Here is a 13,323-nt window from a genome sequence, read left to right on the forward strand (position 1 = left end):
GCCACCGAGCCGGCTGGGGCCGGCACGGGTGCTGGCGCCGGCGCCATGCTCAGCATGGAACTGATCATGGCCGGCAGCAGACTGCTGGCGGCGGCGCTGGTGCCGGCGGTGGCGTCAGCCGCATCAGCGGCGACCGGTTGGCGGCCATCGCTGCCGGCTTGCTCGTCGGCCTTGGCGGTATTGGTGACGTCGGCCAGGTGCAGCAGCTGGGAAAACAGCGGCGCGGCGACCGGCGCCACGGCACTGGCGGCTGCCAGGGCGGCCTGGGCGGCGGCATCGGCGCTGCTGCGTTCGGGCTGCTGGGCGGCGGCCTGGGCCGGCTTTTGCGCCGGCTGCTGGCTGGCTTGCGTCGTGCTGGTCTTGCCCGCATTGCTGCTGGCACTGTTCGCGCTGCTGTTATTGCTGTTATTGCTGCTGCCGGTGCTGCTGGCCGCCGGTTTGGCGGATGCGGCCGTACTCTTGCCGCTATTCGCGGCTGCCGACGCCGTGGCGTTGTTGGCGGCCACCGGGGCGGTGAGTTCGGCGCGTGCGGCTTGGGCGGCTGCCGCTGCGCTGGAGAGTGTCATGGTCATGCTTGGATTCCGGTTTCTGCGTGTTCGCTTTCGAGGGCGTAAGCCAACCAGCCCTCCTGGGTTGCCTGCATTTGCTGCAACTTGCTGCCCAACGCATCGGTGGCCAGGTCGCAGCGCTTGACGGCTTCGTTGTGCATCTGCCGCAAGGCCGACAGGGCAGCGCGTTCGGCACTGCTCCAGCTGCCTTGCGCCGCCATTTGCGGCAGGGCGGTGGCCAGCATGGTGTTGATCGCCGTCAGCGCGCGCCAGTCTTCGGCGGCGATGGCGGCGCTCATTTTCTGCGTCAATTGCAGCAGGGTGCGCTGTCTATCCATTTTTGGCCTGGATTTCCTGCACGCCCAGCCAGCCTTTCTTGATGGTGGTCAGCAGGGTGGTGACTTCGTCGATGATGGACGGGTCGAGGCTGACGCCGGCCGTGTACAGGCGGCCGGCACAGTATTCGTACAGGCGGCCGAGGTTTTGCACCACCTCGCCGCCGTTGTCGAAGTCGAGCGAGCTCGACAGGCCGTTGATGATGTCGGTGCATTTGTTCAGGCTGTTGGCCTTGAGCTCGTAGCGCTTGCCGACGATATGGCCGCGCGCGCGCGCCAGTTCTTCGAGCAAGCCGTCGGTGAGCACCAGCACCAGCTCAATCGGCGAGGCCCGTGCGACCTGGGCATCCAGATTGGTGGAGTGGTAACTGCTGTAGGCTTCCTGGTTCATCATGGTCTTCCCTGTACTGCGTCAAAAATGGGTTGCTTAACTGCTGCTGTCGGTCGAGAACATGGCCGTGAACATATTCGAGGTGGAGGTCATCGACGACTGCAGTTGTTGCAGCGCGGTGAACTGCGCCAGATAACGCTTGTAGGCGCTGTCGAACTGGTTTTGCAGCGTGGCCTGGCGGTCGGTGATGTTGCTCGACAGTGTGTCATTTTGCTGCTTGCGCTGCACCAGCAGGCCGCCGGCGCTGGTGGTCCACGAGGTGGTCAGCTTGTTCATGGCGCCCAGCACGCCGGCGTCGACGCCAGTGCCGGCGCGGCCGAACAGCTTGTCGAGCGCGCTCGGATTGGCGGCGATGGTCTTGTTCAGGCGCGTCGAATCCAGCGTCAGCGTGCCATCTTTGGCGGCCGTGATGCCGAAGCTGATCAACGACTGGCCGCCGGTGGCGTCGCGCAGGATGGCGCCCAGGCGGTCACGCAGGTTGAGTACGCCGGCATCGTTGTAGAAGGCCGCGTCTTCCGACGTCGGGCTCGGCGTGGCGTTGGAGTCGGTGGTCGACACCAGCGTATGGTCGCCGGCGGCGGTCAGTGTCTTGATCGACGCCATCAGGGTGTTGTAGGCGTCGACGAACTTCTGCACATTGGCGGCGGTGCCGGTATTGTCGGAGGCGATCGTCAGGTTGACTGCCGCATCGTTGGCGCCTTGGGCCTGGGTGATGGTGAACTTGACATCGTCGACGATGCTGAACACGTTCGAGGCTTGCTCGACCTTGGTGCCGGTCTTGCCGCCGGCCCAGACGATGGCATTGGTGGCGTTGGTCTGCACGGTCTGGTTGACAGTGGCCAGCGAACTGGCCAGGCCAGCATCGCCGAGGCCGGTGGTGTCGATCGAGGCGACCGCCTTGTCCTTGCCGGTCTGGTTCGAGGTCAGGACCAGGCGGGTCTGGCCGTTGATGGTCATGGTTGAGGCAGTAACCTGCGATTTGTTGTCTGCCGCAGCGTTGATGGCGGCCGCCACTTCCTTGGCGCTCAGGGTGCCGTCCTTGTTGCTGTCGGCGCTGGCCAGGTCGACCTTGAAGGCGCTGCCGTCGGCCAGCGTGATATTCATGCTGCCGGCGGCGGTGGCGCTGCTGTCGCCGACGTTATACGAAACCTGGCCGGCGGTGGCCAGTTGCTCCACATAGAACGAATAGGTGCCGGCCTGGGCGCTGGAGGTAGCGGTGGCGGTGCCGATCGCGGTGTTGCTGAACGTGGCTTTGGTCGCGGTCACCGAGGAGGTACCGGTCGCCAGCGCCGCCAGCGTGGTCTGGAAGGTGCTCAGCGCCGTGCCCAGCGTGGTCAGGCCGGTCCCGACGGCGGTCGACTTGGTCGACTGCTTGTCCAGGATCGCCTTGGTCGGCGCCACATAGGCATTCGCCAGGTTCTCGGCGGTGGTTTTCGGGTCGTAAGTTGGGGCGGTGATAACAGCCATGATCGTGCTCCTTGGAAGGATGATGAAGTGTACCCTGATACAGGGCGACCTTAATCGTTTCCGTATGAAAATATTCCAGACAATTTTTTGTAACGACGCTTATTTTTGGCCGCGTAGCCACAATTGCGTTGCCAGATCATCATGTTGTTTGCGTTCCTTGGCGTTTTTTTCCTGCGACACGATTTTTTGTTCCTTGCTTAACACCTTGCCCATCACTTCGCGTTTTGCCCAGGCCGCATTGAGCGCCTGTTGCGAAACCGCCATATCGGCCTCGTGCATATGCAGGTCGAGCCGGTGACTGTCGGCCATGGCCATCACGGCCTGCTTGTAGTCGCCACAGTTGCCGGCCAGGGCAGGGTGCAGGTTGCCGCTGGCGCCGCTGTTGGTGTACAGCGTGGTCAAGCGGTCCAGGTTTTTCTGATAGCGGTCGCGCACACTGGTCTTTTCCGCCATTTCCGTCTGCAGGCGCTCGACTTCGGTGTGGCGCAAGGCCACCAGCGTGGTCAGGTTACGGATCTTCTGTTGGCTCATGGTGTCATCAGCTTTTCAAGTTGCGCGATACAGTCGTTGATGGGCGCCGCTTCCTTGGTGCCCTGGCACAGGAAATCTTCCACGCGGGGATGCAGCTGCACTGCCTTGTCGGTGACCGGATCGGCGCCCGGCACGTAGGCGCCGAGCGGGATCAGGTCGCGCACGCGGTCGTGGCGCGCCATGCTGGCTTTCAGCGCGCGTGCCGCCATCTGGTGTTCGTGGTCGATCACTTGCATCATGCAACGGCTGATCGAGGCCGCAATATCGATGGCCGGGTAGTGGCCGCGTTCGGCCAGCTCGCGGGTCATGACGATGTGGCCGTCGAGAATCGCGCGGGCGGTGTCGACCACCGGGTCCTGCTGGTCATCGCCTTCGGCCAGCACCGTGTAGATGGCGCTCATGCTACCGGTCTGGTTTTCGCCGTTGCCGGCCGATTCCACCAGCTGCGGCAGGTTGGAGAATACCGACGGCGGATAACCCTTGGTGGCCGGCGGCTCGCCCAGCGCCAGCGCTACTTCGCGCAGCGCCATGGCGTAGCGGGTCAGCGAATCGACCAGCAGCAGCACATTCTTGCCCTGGTCGCGGTAGTGGGCCGCGATCGAGTGGCACAGTTCGGTGGCCATGACGCGCATCAGCGGGCTTTCGTCGGCCGGCGCGATCACCAGCACGGCTTTCTGCAAGCCTTCCTTGCCCAGCGACATATCGACAAACTCGCGCACCTCGCGCGAACGTTCGCCGATCAGGCCGACCACGACCACATCGGCCACGGTCTGGCGGGTCATCAGGCCCAGCAGCACGGATTTGCCGACGCCGGAACCGGCCATCAGGCCGACCCGCTGGCCCTTGCCCAAGGTCAGCATGGAGTTGATGGCGCGCACGCCGACGTCGAGCGGTTCGGTGACCGGTTTCTTGCGCAGCGGATGGACGCGCGGCGGTTGCGATTCCAGCGGAAAATCGCCGGTCAGCTTGCCAAGGCCGTCGATCGGTTCGCCGAGGCCGTTGACCATGCGGCCCAGCCAGCTGGAGCCGATTTGCAGGCTGACTTTTTCCGGCGACGGCAGCACGCGCGCGCCGGTGGTCAGGCCGATGGCCTTTTTGAACGGCATCAGGTAGGAAAGCTTGTCACGGAAGCCAACCACTTGCGCATCCAGCCATTCGCCGCTGACTGTCTCAATCTGACAACGCTGGCCGGTGTGTAAAGGGCAACCTACTGCCTCAAGCAACAAACCGGATGCGCCCACCAGGCGGCCCGTCGGGGTCGCCATGGGTACTGAACCCAGTTCGAGATTGCGTAAGGCATCAGCGATCACTCGTCGCCCTCCGGTTCATCGCCGCTGTCGGCGATCTGTAATTGATTATCGACCTGTTCCATGACCGCCGCAAGCCGTTGATGGCAACCGGCATCCACTTCATTATCGCCTGCCTTGATGCGACATTCCCCTACCTCAAGACGGGCATCGGGGATCAGGTTCCAGCGCTTGGAACGTTTCGGGTCCAGCTCGGCAATGCGTTTCAGCTCTTCCGGATTCAGGAAGACATCGATTTCATCGCGGGTCGGCGGCATCGAGGCCAGGGTTTCTTCGACCAGCGCCATCAGTTGCACCGGTTGCAGCGCCAGTTCGGCGCGGATCACCTGGCGCGCCACCTTGGCGACCAGATCGACCACTTCCTTGCGTTGCGCGGCGCGGTAGTCGGAGCGCAGTTTCTTCAGGCTTTTCAGCATGGCGTCGACCGGGCGCGCCATCTGGTCGTAGGCGACCAGGGTTTCGTGGCGGCCTTCTTCGCGGCCCTGTTCCTGGCCCGACTGGCGGCCGGTTTCAAAACCGTCTTCCTGGCCACGCGCCAGACCGATTTCGTAACCGTCGCGCTGACCCTGTTCAAACCCCTCGCTGACCGAGGCAGCCCACTGGGCGCCGCCGTCGCCGCCATGGCCGTGGCCATGACCGTGCGCAGCCGCCGCAGCGGCGCGCTGGGTGGTGAACTGCGCCAGCGGCGGAAAGCGGTAGGGACGGAACTGCTTCATTCAATCACCTGTTCTGCAAACAGCTGGATCTCGACTTCGCCGGCGTCGGCCAGCGCTTTGACGGTGGCCATGATTTCCTGGCGCGTCTGTTCGATACGCGACATCGGCACCGGACCGGCGCGGCGCATCATGTCCTCGAAGGCCTGGGCCTGGCGTTTCGGCATGGTTTTCAGGATCGCATCGCGCACCGAAATATCGGCGCCCTTGAGCGCGATCGCCCATTGTTCCAGCGGCACGTCTTCCAGGATGCGGGTGACTGCCTGTTCGGTCTGGTTGCCGAGGATGAAGAAGTCGTACATCGACAGCTCGATCTTGGACACCACGTCCGGATCGTGGGCGCGCAGCAGCTCGACCATCTGCGCGCGGTTGCTCGGCAGGCGGTTAAGAATTTCGGCGGTCTGGCGGATGCCCTCGACGCTGGTGCCTTGCGAATCGAAGGAGCTCAGGCAGCGGTCCACCAGTTCGTCCAGCTCCTGCAGCAGGTCGGCGTCGACTTCTTCCATGCGCGCCAGATTCAGCAGCACCACGTCGCGGGTGTCCTGCGGCAGGCCGTCGATGATCTGGCCGGCCAGCGCGGCCGGCAGGAAGGCCAGGAACACCGCCTGCATCTGCACGTGCTCGTTGGAGATGTATTCGGCCAGCCATTTCGGCGAAGCCCATTGCAGGCGCGCCATCTTCGGCCGCAGTTCGTCGCCGTAGATGTTGTTCAGCACGGTATTCGCGAGATCGCCGCCCAGCGCCAGGTCCAGCGAGCGCTTCAGGTAAGAACGCGAAGCGCCATGCACGCCCGACTGTTCGCGGTAGTCGTCGAAGAACTTCTGCATCGCGTTCTTGACCGACTCCACCTTGATGCCGCTCATGCGCGACATCACTTGCGTGACTTCCAGCAATTCCTCGCGCGACAGGCAGCGCAGCACGGCCGCAGCCGGCTCCTCGCCGATGCTGAGCAGCACGATGGCAGCTTGCTCCACCGGCGTCAGCTTGGTCGGCATGGCGTATTCGCCGCCGTCATCATCCATGTTATTGAGTTCGGCCATTTTTCTGCATCCATTGTTTGACGACTTCGGCTACGCGTTCCGGTTCTTTCGCGGCCAGCACTTTCAGGTGGTCGACCATGACGTCGACCGCCGAGCCTGGTGGCGGCAGATCGTAATTTTCCAGCAGCGGCACCACCGGCATGCCAGGCTGAGCGGACGTGCCGCCCAGCGCCGGGGCGCCACCGGCGGCGCCGGCGGTACCGGCCAGCACGGCCTGGTCCTTGGCGCCGGCTTCCTTGGCTTCCTTGGCGGCGACCACGGCAGCCTGTTCGGCGGCGCGGCGTTCGGCGTTGATGCGCGCGGTTTCTTGCGGGTCCGGCGCGAAGCGCATGGTGACCAGGCGCATGAGCGGACGCAACAGCAGCAGGTAACCGAGCAGGGCGGCTACGCCGTAGATCGCGTACTTGCTGATGTCGACGATGTTGTCGCGCTCTTCCCACCACGCGACCGGCGCGGCCTTGGCCGGGAAGTTCATGGCCGAGACCACCAGCTGGTCGCCACGCTCGGCGTTGATGCCGAGACCGTTGCGCAGGATTTTGTCGATGTTGGCGATGTCGGCGGCGCTCCAGCCGGTTTTCGGCGTCGGCGCGGCGGCTTGCGCCAGCACCACGGCCACGCTCAGTTTTTCCAGGCGGCCACGGCTGCGCTTGGTCTGGATGATGCTGCGGTCATACGCATACTGGCGGGTGGTGGCGTTCTTGCGGGCGGTGCCGTCGGCCGGCGCCGCGTTCGGATCGCTGGCGCCGCCAGCGGTTTGCTGGGCGGCGGCGGCCGGATTGGCGGCGGCCGGCGGCGGCCGGTTGGACAAGGTGCCCGGCACGCCCATCACCATGCGGTTGCGGTCCTGCTCTTCGCGCATGGCTTCGCTGGTGACTTTCGGATCGGCGCCGTATTTCTCGACGGTTTCCTCGACGCGGTCGTTGTCGACCGCGGCCGCCACCGACATGCGGTAGTTGTCATCGCCGATCACCGGACCCAGCAGGCCCTTGATGTTGTTCTTGACGTCGTCCTGGTAGCGCTTGCTGGCGTCGTTGCCGCTGGTGCCGGCGTCAAAGCCGTCGGCCAGGTCGATGTGGGCCGACAGCAGGTTGCCGGCCTGGTCCACCAGGCTGACGCGCGCCGGCGACAGGCTGGCCACACTGCCAGCCACCATGTTGACCACGGCGGCGATCGCTTCCGGCGGCAGCGTGGCGCCCGGCTTGAGCGCGACCACGACCGAGGCCGACGATTTGTCGCCGTCCGCCGAAACAAACGAGGTCGACTTGGCGATCGACAGGTGCACGCGCGCATGCGAGATCGCATCCAGCGTCATGATCGATTGCGCCAGTTCGCCTTCGAGGCCGCGGCGGAAGCGCACGTCCTGGACGAATTGCGACACGCCCAGCGGGTCGTTCTTGTCCATCAGTTCCAGGCCGGCCGGCAGCTGGGCGGTCACGCCCTTGGCGGCCAGCAGCATGCGCACCTTGCCCAGCATCGATTCCGGCACCAGCACCTGGCCGCTTTCCGGGTGGATGCGGTACGGAATATGGTCGGTGTCGAGCACGTTCATCATGTCCGGCGCCGAGACTTTCTCGCGCGCGCCGAACACCGGCTTGTAGCTCGACTGGTTACTCCACATGTACATCATGGTCAGCGCCGTCAGGCCGATGGCCAGGATCAGCAGTGGATACAGGGTTTTCAGCAGGGCAGGGGGCAGCGACGGCGCAGACGGGTTCGCGCGCCAGCGGCCGAAGGCGGACTTAAGGGTGTTAATCACAGTGAAGGCTTTCGCGGAGGCTTACAGCGGTAATTTGATCAGTTCGTCAAGGCCGCCCATGACTTTGTTGCGTACTTGCATCAGCATGGAGAAGGACAGGCCGGCATCCTGGCTCGACAGCATGGCGCCGACCAGGTCGTCGCTCTTGCCGGAATCGACATCGGCCATTTTCTGGCCGGCTTCGACGTCCATGGCATTGACGTGTTCGATGGCGCCTTGCATCGATTGGGCGAAGGAGGCGCCGTGCTGGCCCGCCTGCGCGCCGTACTGGTTGGCGGCAGCAATCGTGGGGCTGCTGTTGGCCAGGCTTTGTGCCGCATTGGTCAGCGACGCCAGGTCGGCCTGTATCAGGCTGGAGAATCCGTTACTCATCTTGCTACCCCCGTTTTTACAGCATTAATTCCAGATGACTACCTTAGCGAGATTGCCGCTAAGCAGCAAGCTCATGTTCAGATATTCTCGCGTCCTATACCAAACCTGCGACACATCCGTTGTGCATGTCACAGTCTTGTAAAAAAGGTAGTGTAGGACTGTCAGACTAACGCTGACGTGTCGGGCCGGCTGCTGTGCCACGCGACCGTTTTTGCCTGATCATTATCGACCAAGTGTAAAATTTCTTTACGGCACCGGCGGGCGGCGCGCAAAACAATTATTCTGGGGCAAATATCGTTATAAATCATTCACTAAGCGCCATGTGTTCACGTATGTTGCAGAGCAGCGAAAGACCCTACAATCTGAACTAAGCTTACCGGCTAGCAATATTCTTGTAAAGCAGTATTTGTCTCCAAGGAAATTATTCCGTCAAATATTGTTCATTAGCAATAATGTGAATTTTCAGGTATGCTGCTACCGAGATCGTCCTACGTTACGAAAAAATTGCGCCTGAAGTAACCAGTTTTTAGCTGGATAGTGCGATGATGGAGGCGTAGGAAGAATTAACCGCCATGGCCAATACATGACAACGACAAAACAGACGCAACATCAAGTGCTGGACCCCTGCCTGCTGGGCCGTCCGGTACACCTGCTGCATATTTTTGCGGCCCAGTTGCGCGACGATCTGACGCAATCGATGCGCCTGAACATGAACCGCCGTTATTGGGGCGGTTTCCAGGTCGACGATGTGACGTTCAACCGGCTCGAAGGCAACGAGATCCGCAGCCGCTGGCTCAGCTTTGCGGCGCCGGCCGGCCAGATCGCCTTTTCGCTGGAGCGCAAGGTGCTGCTCAGCGTGCTGAACTACCGCTATGGCAGCGGCGCCAAGACCGAAGCCAAGACCGAGGGCAAGGCCGACACTGCCGCCGCGGTCGACGAAAGCGCGGTGCGCGTGACCGCCACCGAGGAGCGCCTCGCTGTGGTACTGGGGCAACAGTTGACCGGCACCCTGGCCGGCCGCATCGAACTCAACCTGCCCGCCGTGGATAAGCCGGCCCCTGCCGAAGGGGAGAGCCACGAGCCGGCCGATACCGCATTCAAGCCGGCGCCCGGCGCGCAACCGCCGAAAGGCGCGTGGGCGATCACCGTCACCGTGGCCGACATCAGCAGCGGCGCCACCGGCCAGTTCTGGTTTGCGCTCGACAAGAACCTGATGGCCAGCGTGCTGCGCGGCCTGCTGCGCGACCGCGACGCCGGCAAGAAAGCCAAGACCGCCGCGCCGCTGGCCCAGCGCCTGCAGGTCGGCCTGATCGGCCGCCTGGCCAGCAAGGAAGTCTCGCTGGGCAGCTTGTACGATTTACAGGTTGGCGATGTGATCCCGATCAGCCTGGCCAGAGCAGACGTCCTGCTCGAAGATTCCCGCCTGTTTACGGCCGCAGTCACCGAGCACAAAGGCAAACTCTGTTTAACCTCTTTTGAAGACGCAGAATAATGATGAACATGAACGTAGCCAACCCTAGCGACGCCCTGCTGGACGACCTGTCGGAAGAGATGATCATCGACCAGCCTGGCAATGAGCTGACCGACATCCCGGCGGCCGCGCCGCGCCGCGATCTGCCGGCGATGATGCGCAAGATTCCGGTCACGCTGACGCTGGAAGTGGGGTCGGCCCGCATCTCGCTGGAAGAGCTGATGAACATCGGCGCCGACAGCGTGGTGGAACTCGATGTGCTGGCCGGCGAACCGCTGGTCATCAAGGTCAACGGCACCGCCATCGGCCGCGCCGAAGTGGTGGTGGCGGGCGAAAACTACGGCCTCAAAGTGATCGACCTCGACGGCCTGAATCTGGACATGATGACTCCATGATCTGGAGTATCAACGCGCCGTGGCGCCGCCGCCTGACGCTGGCCGCGCCGGTGGCGGCCTTACTGGGATTAGGGCTGGCGTGCGCGTCGGCGCAGGCGGTCGACCTGCTTGCCAATGTGGTGCCGGGCGCCAAGACCGAACTGACGGTCAAGATGCAAATCCTGATCATCATGACCTTGCTGGGACTGCTCCCGGTGATGGTCATGATGATGACCAGCTTTACCCGTTTCGTGATCGTGCTGTCGCTGCTGCGGCAGGCGCTGGGTTTGCAGCAGGGCTTGCCCAACCGGGTGATCACCGGCGTGGCGCTGATCCTGACCCTGCTGGTGATGCGGCCGATCGGCGACCAGATCTGGACCGAGGCCTTCGTGCCGTACGACCAGGACAAGATCGGCCTGGAGACCGCGCTGCAGATCGCCGAGAAGCCGGTGTCGCGCTTCATGCTGGCGCAAACCAGCAAGGCGGCGCTGCAGCAGATCGCCCACCTGGCCGGCGAGGACAAGATTACCGAGCCGGCGCAGCACGCGTTTACCGTCAAGCTGGCGGCGTTCGTGTTGTCGGAGCTGAAGACCGCGTTCCAGATCGGCTGCATGCTGTTCATTCCGTTCCTGGTGATCGACCTGGTGGTGTCGTCGGTGCTGATGGCGATGGGCATGATGATGCTGTCGCCGCTGGTGATTTCGCTGCCGTTCAAGCTGCTGCTGTTCGTGCTGGTGGATGGCTGGACGCTGACCGTGAATACGCTCGTGACGAGCATCCAGGCTTACTGATAGGAATAGGGCGGATCGATGCTGACACCCGAAATTGCGGTCGACCTGGTGGTCGAGTCACTGCACATCGTCATGCTGCTGGTGGTGGTGCTGGTGGTGCCGGGCCTGATCACGGGTCTGCTGGTGGCGCTGTTCCAGGCCGCCACCCAGATCAATGAACAGACGCTCAGTTTCCTGCCCAGGCTATTGATCACGCTGCTGGCGGTGATCCTGGCCGGGCGCTGGATGTCGACCCTGCTGATGGACTTTTGCGTGTCCATCTTTACCCGCGCCGCCACCCTGGTCGGCTAGTCGCTCTCATGGAAGCCATCTTCGCCCAGCTGCTGCCGATGCTGACCGCCCTGTGGTGGCCGTTCTGCCGCATCCTGGCGATGTTCATCGGCGCGCCGGTACTGGGCGAGGCGGTGACGCCGACCACGGTGCGCATCCTGATTGCGCTGGTGCTGGCCATCATCATGATGCCGCTGACCGCCGGCGCCGACTGGGGCCCGGCCGCCATCAATCCCTTCTCGCTGGCCGGCGTGGTGGCGACGCTGGAGCAGGGCCTGATCGGCTTCGTGCTGGGGCTGGCGTTCCACTTCGCCATGTCGGTGATCGGCGTGCTGGGCTTCATGGTGTCGTCGCAGATGGGCTTGTCGATGGCGGTGATGAACGACCCGATGAACGGGCAGTCGTCGGACGTCACCTCGGCGCTGCTGTCGACGCTGGCCATCATCATCTTCTTCTCGATCGACGGCCACCTGGTGATCGCCAACGTGATCGGCCAGAGCTTCCGCGCCTGGCCGCTGGGCCACGGCTTCGGCCCGCTGCTAATGCAGACGGTGGCCTACAACGTCGCCTGGATATTCTCGGCCGCCATGCTGCTGGCGCTGCCGGTGGTGTTTTCCACCATGGTGGTGCAGATCGGCTTCGGTTTCCTCAACCGCGTGGCGCCGGCGCTGAACCTGTTCGCGCTGGGCTTTTCGGTGATTACCATCTTCGGCCTGCTGATGCTGGCGCAGGTGGTGCGCTTCATTCCCGAGCACTACGTGCGCATGACCAATATGGTGCTGGAGATGATACGCCAGCAGATGCAGGTGGCCATCCATGGCTGACGACAGCACAGGCGACAAAACAGAAAAGGCTTCACAGCAGAAGCTGAAGAAGTCGCGCCAGGAAGGGCAGGTAGTCCGTTCGCGCGATCTGTCGACCGCGATCGGCATTCTGGTCAGCCTGAAGCTGTTCGTCTACCTGCTGCCCGGCTATATGGCCGAGTTCCATGAGATTTTTCACCTGAGTTTTGCCCCGTTCGACAGCGACGGCGCCATCGACAATGCGCTGTCGATCGTCTTCAGCAGCGCCATGTGGCTGCTGATCAAGATGCTGCTGCCGCTGTTCGTGGTGCCGCTGTTTATCATGCTGGGCGCCATGGTGCCGGGCGGCTGGGTGGTGTCGATGACGCATTGGGAACCGAAGCTGTCGCGCATGAGCCCGATGGCGAATATCGGCCGCCTGTTCAGTGGCAAGCACGCGTTCGAGCTGCTGATTTCGATCGGCAAGGCCGGCGTGCTGATCGCCGTGCTGATCCACGTGGCGCGCTCCACCGTGCCGCAGTACACCCAGCTGCAGATGATGCCGATGGGGCAGGCCATGATGAGCGGCTCCAACCTGATGCTGGACAGCCTGATGTCGCTGGTGGCGGTGTTCATCATCTTCGCGCTGATCGACGTGCCGGCGCAGGCCTTCTTCTTCGCCAAGAATCAGCGCATGTCCAAGCAGGACCTGAAGGAAGAGCACAAGTCGACCGAAGGCCGGCCCGAGGTCAAGGGCCGCATCCGTCAGCTGCAGCGCGCCATGGCCCGCCGCAGCGCGCGCAAGACGGTGCCGAGCGCCGACGTGGTGATCGTCAACCCGGAGCACTATGCGGTGGCGCTGAAATACGACGCCGACAAGGCCGAGGCGCCCTACGTGGTGGCCAAGGGCGTGGACGAGATGGCGCTGTACATCAAGCAGCTGGCCGCCGAATTCAAAATTGAAGTGATGGAGCTGCCGCCGCTGGCGCGCGCCATCTATAACACCAGCCAGGTCAACCAGCAGATCCCGGTGCAGCTGTACCAGGCCGTCTCGCAGGTGTTGAACTATGTGCTGCAGTTGCAAGCATTCCGTGCCGGACGGCGTAACGCCGCCCCAGTGCGTCCAGAAGACGTTGTTGTGCCCACATCCATGAGCGAGGTTGAGCAGTGAATTT

Annotated in this window: 15 protein-coding genes and 1 pseudogene; 6 read left to right on the forward strand and 10 right to left on the reverse strand. The window is 63.2% G+C overall.

Annotated features, from left to right (window positions below; translation table 11 throughout):
- The 10 genes and pseudogenes from GTP69_RS17865 to fliE form a co-directional block, all read right to left on the reverse strand.
- Positions 1 to 572: pseudogene (locus GTP69_RS17865) on the reverse strand (hypothetical protein); the annotation flags it as partial.
- Entirely contained in the window at positions 569 to 886 is a 318-nt protein-coding gene (locus GTP69_RS17870; RefSeq protein WP_161056137.1) for a hypothetical protein, read from the reverse strand. The pseudogene GTP69_RS17865 and the gene GTP69_RS17870, both read right to left, overlap by 4 nt.
- Positions 879 to 1,277: a flagellar export chaperone FliS gene (gene fliS / locus GTP69_RS17875; protein ID WP_161056138.1), complete on the reverse strand. Its 399-nt coding sequence runs from the start codon at positions 1,275 to 1,277 to the stop codon at positions 879 to 881. Before fliS ends, GTP69_RS17870 begins: the two co-directional genes overlap by 8 nt.
- Positions 1,278 to 1,310: 33 nt before the next feature.
- Positions 1,311 to 2,741 carry a flagellar filament capping protein FliD gene (fliD, locus tag GTP69_RS17880; RefSeq protein WP_161056139.1) on the reverse strand — a complete coding sequence of 477 codons (1,431 nt, stop codon included), beginning with the start codon at positions 2,739 to 2,741 and terminating at the stop codon, positions 1,311 to 1,313.
- Positions 2,742 to 2,840: 99 nt separating this feature from the next.
- Entirely contained in the window at positions 2,841 to 3,272 is a 432-nt protein-coding gene (locus GTP69_RS17885) for a flagellar FliJ family protein (RefSeq protein WP_110849554.1), read from the reverse strand.
- On the reverse strand, positions 3,269 to 4,582 hold the full coding sequence (fliI, locus tag GTP69_RS17890) for a flagellar protein export ATPase FliI (RefSeq protein ID WP_161056140.1): 1,314 nt from the start codon (positions 4,580 to 4,582) through the stop codon (positions 3,269 to 3,271). The genes GTP69_RS17885 and fliI overlap by 4 nt, the downstream gene beginning before the upstream one ends.
- Positions 4,579 to 5,295: a flagellar assembly protein FliH gene (gene fliH, locus GTP69_RS17895; RefSeq protein ID WP_110849556.1), complete on the reverse strand. Its 717-nt coding sequence runs from the start codon at positions 5,293 to 5,295 to the stop codon at positions 4,579 to 4,581. Before fliH ends, fliI begins: the two co-directional genes overlap by 4 nt.
- On the reverse strand, positions 5,292 to 6,332 hold the full coding sequence (locus tag GTP69_RS17900; RefSeq protein WP_161056141.1) for a flagellar motor switch protein FliG: 1,041 nt from the start codon (positions 6,330 to 6,332) through the stop codon (positions 5,292 to 5,294). The genes fliH and GTP69_RS17900 overlap by 4 nt, the downstream gene beginning before the upstream one ends.
- Positions 6,316 to 8,088: a flagellar basal-body MS-ring/collar protein FliF gene (gene fliF, locus GTP69_RS17905; RefSeq protein WP_161056142.1), complete on the reverse strand. Its 1,773-nt coding sequence runs from the start codon at positions 8,086 to 8,088 to the stop codon at positions 6,316 to 6,318. The genes GTP69_RS17900 and fliF overlap by 17 nt, the downstream gene beginning before the upstream one ends.
- Positions 8,089 to 8,109: 21 nt before the next feature.
- Positions 8,110 to 8,460, reverse strand: coding sequence for a flagellar hook-basal body complex protein FliE (fliE, locus tag GTP69_RS17910; RefSeq protein WP_161046257.1), 351 nt, complete (start codon positions 8,458 to 8,460; stop codon positions 8,110 to 8,112).
- Positions 8,461 to 9,043: 583 nt separating this feature from the next.
- On the opposite strand from fliE, the gene GTP69_RS17915 reads away from it, so the two are divergent.
- From GTP69_RS17915 to GTP69_RS17940, 6 genes are read left to right on the forward strand one after another with little or no spacing between them, the layout of a single operon-like run.
- Positions 9,044 to 9,952 (forward strand): FliM/FliN family flagellar motor switch protein, encoded by a 909-nt coding sequence (locus GTP69_RS17915; RefSeq protein ID WP_161056143.1) that lies wholly within the window; start codon positions 9,044 to 9,046, stop codon positions 9,950 to 9,952.
- Positions 9,953 to 9,954: 2 nt separating this feature from the next.
- Positions 9,955 to 10,326 (forward strand): FliM/FliN family flagellar motor switch protein, encoded by a 372-nt coding sequence (locus GTP69_RS17920; RefSeq protein WP_202423758.1) that lies wholly within the window; start codon positions 9,955 to 9,957, stop codon positions 10,324 to 10,326.
- A complete protein-coding gene (fliP, locus tag GTP69_RS17925; RefSeq protein ID WP_161056144.1) occupies positions 10,323 to 11,096 on the forward strand; it encodes a flagellar type III secretion system pore protein FliP in 774 nt (257 codons plus the stop codon). Before GTP69_RS17920 ends, fliP begins: the two co-directional genes overlap by 4 nt.
- An 18-nt stretch (positions 11,097 to 11,114) precedes the next feature.
- On the forward strand, positions 11,115 to 11,387 hold the full coding sequence (gene fliQ, locus GTP69_RS17930; RefSeq protein WP_110849563.1) for a flagellar biosynthesis protein FliQ: 273 nt from the start codon (positions 11,115 to 11,117) through the stop codon (positions 11,385 to 11,387).
- A gap of 8 nt (positions 11,388 to 11,395) precedes the next feature.
- Complete coding sequence (locus GTP69_RS17935) at positions 11,396 to 12,190, forward strand: flagellar biosynthetic protein FliR (RefSeq protein ID WP_110849564.1); 795 nt, start codon at positions 11,396 to 11,398, stop codon at positions 12,188 to 12,190.
- Positions 12,183 to 13,319 (forward strand): EscU/YscU/HrcU family type III secretion system export apparatus switch protein, encoded by a 1,137-nt coding sequence (locus tag GTP69_RS17940; RefSeq protein ID WP_161056145.1) that lies wholly within the window; start codon positions 12,183 to 12,185, stop codon positions 13,317 to 13,319. Before GTP69_RS17935 ends, GTP69_RS17940 begins: the two co-directional genes overlap by 8 nt.
- Positions 13,320 to 13,323: the final 4 nt, after the last annotated feature.

The sequence above is a fragment of the Duganella levis genome, from assembly GCF_009857605.1.
Taxonomy (GTDB): Bacteria; Pseudomonadota; Gammaproteobacteria; order Burkholderiales; family Burkholderiaceae_D; genus Rugamonas; species Rugamonas levis.

What these genes read in the sequence shown, in the direction of transcription:
- GTP69_RS17870 (WP_161056137.1), bottom strand. Translation starts at nt 886, where the DNA reads ATGGATAGACAGCGCACCCTGCTGCAATTGACGCAGAAAATGAGCGCC.
- fliS (WP_161056138.1), bottom strand. Translation starts at nt 1,277, where the DNA reads ATGATGAACCAGGAAGCCTACAGCAGTTACCACTCCACCAATCTGGAT.
- fliD (WP_161056139.1), bottom strand. Translation starts at nt 2,741, where the DNA reads ATGGCTGTTATCACCGCCCCAACTTACGACCCGAAAACCACCGCCGAG.
- GTP69_RS17885 (WP_110849554.1), bottom strand. Translation starts at nt 3,272, where the DNA reads ATGAGCCAACAGAAGATCCGTAACCTGACCACGCTGGTGGCCTTGCGC.
- fliH (WP_110849556.1), bottom strand. Translation starts at nt 5,295, where the DNA reads ATGAAGCAGTTCCGTCCCTACCGCTTTCCGCCGCTGGCGCAGTTCACC.
- GTP69_RS17900 (WP_161056141.1), bottom strand. Translation starts at nt 6,332, where the DNA reads ATGGCCGAACTCAATAACATGGATGATGACGGCGGCGAATACGCCATG.
- fliE (WP_161046257.1), bottom strand. Translation starts at nt 8,460, where the DNA reads ATGAGTAACGGATTCTCCAGCCTGATACAGGCCGACCTGGCGTCGCTG.
- GTP69_RS17915 (WP_161056143.1), top strand. Translation starts at nt 9,044, where the DNA reads ATGACAACGACAAAACAGACGCAACATCAAGTGCTGGACCCCTGCCTG.
- GTP69_RS17920 (WP_202423758.1), top strand. Translation starts at nt 9,955, where the DNA reads ATGAACATGAACGTAGCCAACCCTAGCGACGCCCTGCTGGACGACCTG.
- fliP (WP_161056144.1), top strand. Translation starts at nt 10,323, where the DNA reads ATGATCTGGAGTATCAACGCGCCGTGGCGCCGCCGCCTGACGCTGGCC.
- fliQ (WP_110849563.1), top strand. Translation starts at nt 11,115, where the DNA reads ATGCTGACACCCGAAATTGCGGTCGACCTGGTGGTCGAGTCACTGCAC.
- GTP69_RS17935 (WP_110849564.1), top strand. Translation starts at nt 11,396, where the DNA reads ATGGAAGCCATCTTCGCCCAGCTGCTGCCGATGCTGACCGCCCTGTGG.
- GTP69_RS17940 (WP_161056145.1), top strand. Translation starts at nt 12,183, where the DNA reads ATGGCTGACGACAGCACAGGCGACAAAACAGAAAAGGCTTCACAGCAG.